The following is a 7176-nucleotide window of genomic DNA, read 5'->3' as shown; positions in this document are numbered from 1 at the left end:
CAAACTTACCCAACAACACGAACTACACATCTATCTTGATGCCCTGCTCGCGTTCGGCCAGCAGCCCGTCGACCAGCGACGCGAAGTCCATGTCCCGCGCGGAGAGCGCGGCCAGCTGGTCACTGTGCAGGACGCGCGTGTCGTACAGCAGCCGGCCGATCAGCGTGCTCTTGCCGTCGTCGACGCTGCCACACGTGAGGAAGCGCAGGGTCGGCTGGGCCGCTTCGCTCCGGAGGTCCATCAGAAGTACCCCTCGCGCTTCTTGCGCTCCATCGAGCCGGACTGGTCCCGGTCGATCACCCGGCCCTGCCGCTCCGAGACGTCGGCGGCGGCGGTCTCCGCGATGACCTCGCGCAGGGTGGTCGCCGTGCTGGGGATCGCGCCGGTGAGCGGGTAGCAGCCGAGCGTGCGGAAGCGGACCATCCGCCGCGCCGGCTCCTCCCCCGGCCGCAGGGGCATGCGGTCGTCGTCGACCATGATCAGGGTGCCGTCGCGCTCCACCACGGGTCGCGGCGCGGCGAAGTACAGCGGCACCACGGGGATCTCCTCGCGCTCGATGTAGCGCCAGACGTCCAGCTCGGTCCAGTTCGACAGGGGGAACACGCGGATGCTCTCGCCGGGCGCCTTCCGCGCGTTGTACAGCCGCCACAGCTCGGGTCGCTGGCCGCGGGGGTCCCACTGGTGGTCGGCCGTGCGAAACGAGAAGACGCGTTCCTTGGCACGCACCGGTTCCTCGTCGCGGCGGGCGCCACCGAACGCGAGGTCGAACCGGTGCTCGTCCAGAGCCTGGCGCAGGCCCTGGGTCTTCCACATGTCGGTGTGGACGGCCGAGCCGTGGTCGAACGGGTTGACGCCCAACGCCAGGCACTCCGGGTTGCGGTGCACGATCAGCTCGAGGCCGAGCTGATCGCGCACAGTGGCGTCCCTGAAGGCGATCATCTCGCGGAACTTCCACGTGGTGTCCACGTGCAGCAGGGGGAACGGCGGCCTCGACGGGTAGAACGCCTTGCGCGCCAGGTGGAGCAGGGTCGAGGAGTCCTTGCCGATGGAGTACAGGAGGACAGGACGTTCGCTCTCGGCGGCCGCCTCGCGCATGATGTCGATGCTCTCCGCCTCGAGCCAGTCGAGGTGTGTTCGCACCAACGCGACGGTACGCGCCTTTTGAACAACGTTCAATATGCTCTGGACATCGTTCGGTTTGCGGTACCGTGGTGCTCGTGGCGAGCACAACCACCTGGGGTGACGCGGAGGGGCGCCGGCGCGACATCCTGCGGTCGGCGGAGAAGCTGCTGGCCGAGTCCGGCTACGCTGGCCTGACGATGCGCGCGATCGCCGCCGGCGCGGGGGTCAGCTCCGGCACCCTCTACCAGTACTTCGACGGCAAGGAGGACGTGTTCGTCGCGCTGCTGGGCGGCCGGCTGGAAAGCCTGGCGACCACGCTCGACGGCCTCGACCGCGGGGTCGGCATCGCCGGGCTGTGCAAGGAGATCCTGCCGCAGGTGCGGGAGATCTGGCGGTTGTTCGGGCGCTCGGCGCAGCAGTGGCAGGCGAAGGTGTTGGCGGGCGGCCCGCGCGGCAAGCGGGCGGTCGCGTCGGCGGCGGTGTTCCGCGGGATGACCCGCGCGCTGGAACGAGCATTGCGGGAGACGGCCGCCGCGTCAGGGCAGACGCTGGTCGACCACCCGGCCATGGCCTACTGGGTGTGGGACTCGCTCATCGGCCTCGCGGACGACCTCGTGCACGGCGGCTCGCTGCAGGCCCGCATCTCCACGAGCCGCCTGGTCGACTTCGCCGCGGCGGCCGTGGAAAGGGGGATCGTCGCCATGCCCTGAGGGGGTGGCAGGACATGACGACGATCGGGAGGGGCGCCCGGCGCCCAAGTCTCAGCGGTGCGACGGTCGGCGCACCGGCAGCTCCTGCTGCTCCTGGCGCTGCTCACGCTGTTGTTGCGGCTCCCGCTGTTGCGGCTCCCGCGGCAACCGCTGCCGCTCCTCCGCGAACCGGTTGACCAGCTCCTGCACCCCACGCACACCCTGGTTGCTCGCCTGCCGCATGTAACGGTGCTCGGTGCGCCGTGGCGCGGCGGGCTCCCCCGGCGCCGGCGCCACCGCCTCGAGCGCGGCGGCCTCCTCGTTCTCCTGCCACGTGGCGGCCATCAGCACCGCGTAGATCGGGACCGCCAGCGCGATCACGGCCAGCACGAACACCGGGAACAGGAAGGTGAACACCTCGACCCCGGCCGGCGGCGGCGCGTTCGTGTCGATGTGCACCTCGACCGCCGCCATGCCGGTGTAGTGCATGGCGGTGACGGCGATCCCCATGACCGCGCCGGCCGCGAGGCGCAGCGCGATGCCGTCGAACAGCACGGTGAACCACAGCGCCACGGTGGCCGCGACGACCGCGATCCCGATCGACAGCCACACCAGCGCGTCGTTGTAGGTGATCGTGCCCTGGATCTGCACCGCCCACATGCCGGTGTAGTGCATGAGGTTGACGGCGAGTCCCATGATCACCCCGCCGAGCACCAGCCGCCACATCGAGAAGCGGGTCCGGACACCGAACACCACGAGCCCGATGAACACCGCGGCGATCGAGAGGACCGCCGAGAGCGCCGTGCGCCCGATGTCGTAGCGGACGGGCGTACCCGGCGTGTCGAAGCCGAGCATGGCGATGAAGTGCATGAGCCAGATGCCGACGCCGCCGATCGAGACCGCCGCGCCCGCGAGCCACCCCAGCCGCGGCCTGCCGTCGTCGTGGCGGGCCTGCAGCGTGCACGCCAGGCCGATGACGCAGCCGACCACGGAAACCAAATACGCGAAGAACAACAGCCACGTGCCCATCGCGAAATGGTGAGCATGACCGGAAGCAGGCATGGCGAAACCCCCTCTTGAACGCACGCGACCCCCGGCAACGCACGGTAACTTCTGTTATCAGATCGAAACTGTGCTTACCAGATCGAACTCACAGCTAGCGAGCTGAATAGAAGACGCTTTCACGTTGCATGTCAAGCCCTGGTAGCCAGGGCTTCCGGGCCTGCAACTTGCATTGCGGAAGCCGCCAAATTGACCGAGGTTGCACCGGGTCAATAAATAACAACGAGGGCTGCCCGATTGCGGACAGCCCTCGTGTGATTACTACTTATGCGTTCAACAACTGGTTCAGGAATGATCGGTACTCCTGGATGGCGACCCGGAGCTCCTCGGTGTCGTTGGCGCCGGCGCGCCAGTGCTCCTCGATGCTCTGCTTGCGGTCGGCCAGCTCACGCATGATCTCGCTGACGAGCTCGTCGGCGCCGCGCACGGCCTGCTGCGGGTCGTCGACGAAGCCGGACTGCAGCTCACGCCACCGGTCGCGGAACCCGGTCACCGTGTCCTCGGGGAAGAACCCCTCGCCGCCGGACGCCTCGACGGACCCGGCGGCGTGGTTGCCGGCCGGCTCCGCGACGGGCTCGTCACGCTCGATCCGGTCGACCGGCTCGGGCTCCGGCATGGTCGCGACCCCGTCGTGGGTGTCGTCGCGGTTGCCGTAGGTGTCTTCGTGGGTGTCGTCGAGGTTGTCGTCATGGGCGTCATCCGCCGGCGGCGTCGGGGCGTAGGCCTCGTCGGCCGACAGGCCGGCGTTGTGCGGCTGGCCGTCGGATGTGCTCGCCGTCCCGTCCTGGGTCTCCTCCTCCGACCATCCCACAGTGGTCTGACCGTCGGGAAAATCACCCTGAGCGGGGATACGGTCGGTGGCGGGGTAGTCGTACCCGGTGGGTTCCTGGACGATTCGCGCTCTGTTCTCAGTCATCGCTCACCTCAGCTCTTCACGCGCCGCGTGCCGTCGTGGTCGACGGCCTGGTCGGCGTTCTGGCGGGCGGCCGGCACGTCGACCGGCGTGTCCGTCTCAACCGGACCGACCAACGCGCGGAACATCGTGCGGTAGTGCATGAGGGCGTTGCGCAGGTCCTCGGTACCGGCGTCCTCGCGGCCGCGGATGTGGTGCGCGTCGCGGTAGTGGCCGACCACCTCGCCGTGCTCGACGGACAGGTCGGCGGCCTGCTGCTCGAAGTCGTCGGTCGGGTACCCGCGGTCACGCATCACGGCGTGCACCAGCTTGTCCGCGTCGGCGACGCTGCTGGTCGGGTTGTCGACGAACTGTTCCTGGAGCCGGGCCCACTGCTCGGTGTAACGGGCCCGCGCGGCGACGGACAGCGGCCGCAGTTCCAGCTGTGCGTAACGCTTCTCCCTGGCCGTCAGCTCCCGCTCGGCGGCCTTGCGGCTCTCCGCCGACTCGAGACTCCGGTCGTACTCGGGGCCGAAGCGGTTGCGCAGGCGCCGGCTGCGCGCATAGCCTCCGAAGAACCACCCGGCCGCGAACAACACGGCGAGCAGCACGACAACCAGGATGACGATTGCCGCGGTCGACATCGCGCGCTCCTTTCGTCTACACATGTGGACACTGGCGGTAGTGCCCGAGCGACCCGAACGGGAAACCCGTTTCCCGCCGGATTGGGCCGTCCGGAGCAACGCGACCCCGTCTCGCGGGGTAGTGCGGCGGTCTCACGGTAGGTTCCTCGACCGTGGCCGAGGTGGAGCTGGAGACCGGGATCAACCCGGACGACCCCGACGAGTTGGTACTTGCGGTCGTCATCGACCCGGAGGGCTCCGACGAGGAACTGGCGGTGGTCGCGCTGGGCGAGCTGAGCGAGCCGGACGCGAACACGGGCGCACCCCGGGTACTCGGCACGCACGCCTACGCGGACCGCCACCTTGAGGACGGCGTGCTGACCGTCGACATCGTCAGCTATCCCACGGTGCTCCGCGACCTCGGGGTGCGGGCGAAGTTCCCACCGGCGCGCGATCCGGAAGCGGTGCGGGTACTGCGCGTCACCGGTCTGACCGACCACGACACGCTGCCCGAGTCGACCCTGGTGTTCACGACCCCGCTCGACGAGCTGACGGACGACGAGAACGAGGTGCCGTTCGTGCTGGCGCCGACGCCGCGAAGCCCCGCCTGACGATCGCTGCCGGGGGAAGGACTACGTGCACGCCTTCCGCAGCGCGTCGAGGCGTTCGGTGTTGTGCCGCACCCACCTGGCGACGACACCGGCGTCCTCGATGTGTTCCTTCTGCACCTGCACATAGGAGTCGGCGAGCCCGAGCAGCGAGGCCTTGACGTCCTCGTCGGCCACGTTGTCGGCCAGCTCGCGCAGGCGGCGCTCCTTGTCCTCGGCACGCGCCTTGAGCTTGTCGGAGTCGACGAGCGGGTTGAGGTCGGCGAGCCCGAGCGCCTCCGCGCACACGGACGCCTTGTCCGTGGCCGCGCCGACGTTGTCGGCCGCCTCGCTGACCTCTTGGCACCCCGCCAGCACCAGCACCGACGCCAGCACCACGCACACTCGCCCGATCCCCATGTGTCCCAAGGTAGCCCGCCAGCGTCGCACGCGTGGGTGTCGTCAACGAAACAGGGGGTTTTCTTACACCACCGGGGGATGGACCTGCGAGTTCTGGCCGCCGTCGTGCTAGGGCTCGCAGGGTTCTGCCGGCCGACTGCCGAGCAGCTGCCGATTCACTCGTGTGCGCCCCGGGTATCCGGCGGCCATGTCGGAGAAGATCGTCGTGGTGGGGCAGGTCGCGCGGGACCTCGTGCTGCGGGTCGGGCACGCTCCCGGGGCACAGGAGGCCGTGCCCGCGGTCGAGCGGATCGAGGTGCTCGGCGGCAAGGGTGCCAACCAGGCCGTCGCGCTGGCACAGCTCGGCCTGCCCGTCGCGCTGCTCGGCGTGGTCGGCGACGACGACCACGTGCTGGAGCGGGCGCGCGCCGACGGGATCGACGTGGCGCCGGTGGTGCGCCGGGCGGGCGCCACGACCGGGCTCATCGTCAGCCTCGTCGACGACGACGCGCACTGGCACTACGTCGAGCACCTGCCGGCAGAGGTGCTGCTCACCGAGGACGACGTGGTCGCCGCGCGGGACGTCCTGGGCTCGGCCAGTGCCACGATCGTGCAGCTGCAGCAACCGGCCGGCGCCGCGCTCGCCGCCGTGCGGGCGTCCGGCGGACTCGTGGTGCTCGACGGGACGCCGCGCGACGACGACGTCCTCGCCGGCGCGGACGTGGTGCGTGCCGACGCCACCGAGGCACGTCGGCTGACCGGCGCGCGCGACGCGGACGAGGCCGTGGACGCGGGGCGGGAGCTGCTGGCCCGGCACGACCTGACGCTCGTGGCGCTCGCCGTGGCGGACGGTGACGTGTTCGTGTGGCGGGACGGCGCACGCGTGTTCCGGCACGGTGACGAGCGCGTCGTCGACACGACCGGCGCGGGTGACGCGCTCGTCGCGACCCTGACCGCCGTCCTGGTGCGGGGCGGCGAGCCGGCCGAGGCGGCGGAGCGGGCGGTCGCCGCCGCGGGCGTCGCCGTCGGGCACCTCGGCGGACGGCCGCACCTGGAGGGTTTTCCCCTGCGCGCCGGGTAACGCGCACCCGTGCGACCGACGCGCATGCGGGTGCGGAAGGAGATCGACGGCATCGAGTTCCCCACGCCCCGGCTCGTCGAGTACCCACGCGGCCACGGCGCGGACGCGGAGTTGCTCAGCGCCATGATTTGGCTGTCGAACCGCCGCTACCGCGACCTCTACCGCGACCCGAACGAGGCCGGCGCCGCGTTCGCGCGGGTCACCGGGGAGAGAGGGAGGCCAGCACGCTGTCCCAGTCGGCGAGGAAGCGGGGCAGGCCGTAGCGCCGCAACGCGTGCTCACGGGCCTGCTTGCCCATCCGCGCCGCCAGCTCCGGCTCCGCCATCAGCTCCCGCAGGCCGGTCGCCAGCACGTCGAGGTTCGTCGACAGCACGCCGGCCTCCGGCGGCACCGCCTCCACGGCCTCGGTCGCGGCCAGGCACACGACCGGCATGCCGATCTGCATGGCCTCGATCAGCGACAGGCCGAGCGACGTCCAGCGCGTGACGTGCAGGTACGCCCGGCGGCGGGCCATCTCCGGGTGCAGCCGGTCGTGCGGGAGGTCACCGATCGGGGTGACGCCCTCGAAGTCCAGGCCGTCCAGGCCCATGCCGAACACGTCGATCGGCGCGAACCTCGGCATGAGGTCCGTGCCCGTGATCCGCCAGCGCCGCACCGGCTCGTTGGTCACCACGGCCGCGCGGGCGATGTCGCCGGTGTAGCGCGCCTTCGGCTCCTCGAT

Annotated in this window: 8 protein-coding genes and 2 pseudogenes; 3 read left to right on the top strand and 7 right to left on the bottom strand. The window is 70.5% G+C overall.

What is annotated here, in order from left to right; all coding sequences use genetic code 11:
* Positions 1-25: 25 nt before the first annotated feature.
* Together ACJ73U_RS00435 and cysD are read right to left on the bottom strand one after the other, a co-directional pair.
* Positions 26-241 (bottom strand): annotated as a pseudogene (locus ACJ73U_RS00435) (GTP-binding protein); the annotation flags it as partial.
* The gene (cysD, locus tag ACJ73U_RS00430; protein WP_407775452.1) at positions 241-1140 is read right to left on the bottom strand and encodes a sulfate adenylyltransferase subunit CysD; all 900 of its coding nucleotides are present in this window, start codon (positions 1138-1140) and stop codon (positions 241-243) included. The gene cysD and the pseudogene ACJ73U_RS00435, both read right to left, overlap by 1 nt.
* Positions 1141-1217: 77 nt before the next feature.
* Here cysD and ACJ73U_RS00425 point away from each other — a divergent pair, with 77 nt between their 5' ends.
* Positions 1218-1832: a TetR/AcrR family transcriptional regulator gene (locus tag ACJ73U_RS00425; protein WP_407775451.1), complete on the top strand. Its 615-nt coding sequence runs from the start codon at positions 1218-1220 to the stop codon at positions 1830-1832.
* Between the two features lie 303 nt (positions 1833-2135).
* On the opposite strand, the pseudogene ACJ73U_RS00420 reads toward ACJ73U_RS00425, so the two are convergent.
* The 3 genes and pseudogenes from ACJ73U_RS00420 to ACJ73U_RS00410 form a co-directional block, all read right to left on the bottom strand.
* Positions 2136-2873 (bottom strand): annotated as a pseudogene (locus ACJ73U_RS00420) (MHYT domain-containing protein); the annotation flags it as partial.
* 265 nt (positions 2874-3138) lie between these two features.
* Positions 3139-3789 (bottom strand): hypothetical protein, encoded by a 651-nt coding sequence (locus ACJ73U_RS00415; RefSeq protein WP_407775450.1) that lies wholly within the window; start codon positions 3787-3789, stop codon positions 3139-3141.
* Between the two features lie 8 nt (positions 3790-3797).
* Positions 3798-4409 (bottom strand): hypothetical protein, encoded by a 612-nt coding sequence (locus ACJ73U_RS00410; RefSeq protein ID WP_407775449.1) that lies wholly within the window; start codon positions 4407-4409, stop codon positions 3798-3800.
* Between the two features lie 152 nt (positions 4410-4561).
* On the opposite strand from ACJ73U_RS00410, the gene ACJ73U_RS00405 reads away from it, so the two are divergent.
* Positions 4562-4999 carry a hypothetical protein gene (locus ACJ73U_RS00405; RefSeq protein ID WP_407775448.1) on the top strand — a complete coding sequence of 146 codons (438 nt, stop codon included), beginning with the start codon at positions 4562-4564 and terminating at the stop codon, positions 4997-4999.
* A 21-nt stretch (positions 5000-5020) separates the two neighbouring features.
* Here the strand turns inward: ACJ73U_RS00405 and ACJ73U_RS00400 are convergent, their stop codons facing one another.
* Positions 5021-5395, bottom strand: coding sequence for a hypothetical protein (locus tag ACJ73U_RS00400; protein WP_407775447.1), 375 nt, complete (start codon positions 5393-5395; stop codon positions 5021-5023).
* Positions 5396-5582: 187 nt separating this feature from the next.
* Here ACJ73U_RS00400 and ACJ73U_RS00395 point away from each other — a divergent pair, with 187 nt between their 5' ends.
* Positions 5583-6455, top strand: coding sequence for a PfkB family carbohydrate kinase (locus ACJ73U_RS00395; RefSeq protein ID WP_407775446.1), 873 nt, complete (start codon positions 5583-5585; stop codon positions 6453-6455).
* Between the two features lie 199 nt (positions 6456-6654).
* On the opposite strand, the gene ACJ73U_RS00390 is transcribed toward ACJ73U_RS00395, so the two are convergent.
* Positions 6655-7176, bottom strand: a 522-nt coding sequence (locus ACJ73U_RS00390; RefSeq protein ID WP_407775445.1) for a glycosyltransferase, incomplete at its 5' end; no start/stop codon positions are given.

This window comes from Actinophytocola sp. (assembly GCF_045807065.1).
GTDB lineage: Bacteria > Actinomycetota > Actinomycetes > Mycobacteriales > Pseudonocardiaceae > Actinophytocola.
Note: the sequence above shows the minus strand (reverse complement) of the source record. Positions and strands in the feature narration are given on the sequence as shown.

Bases quoted from the DNA above. Each gene is read 5' to 3' on its own strand.
- ACJ73U_RS00415 (WP_407775450.1), bottom strand. From the start codon at position 3,789: ATGACTGAGAACAGAGCGCGAATCGTCCAGGAACCCACCGGGTACGAC.
- ACJ73U_RS00410 (WP_407775449.1), bottom strand. From the start codon at position 4,409: ATGTCGACCGCGGCAATCGTCATCCTGGTTGTCGTGCTGCTCGCCGTG.
- ACJ73U_RS00400 (WP_407775447.1), bottom strand. From the start codon at position 5,395: ATGGGGATCGGGCGAGTGTGCGTGGTGCTGGCGTCGGTGCTGGTGCTG.
- ACJ73U_RS00395 (WP_407775446.1), top strand. From the start codon at position 5,583: ATGTCGGAGAAGATCGTCGTGGTGGGGCAGGTCGCGCGGGACCTCGTG.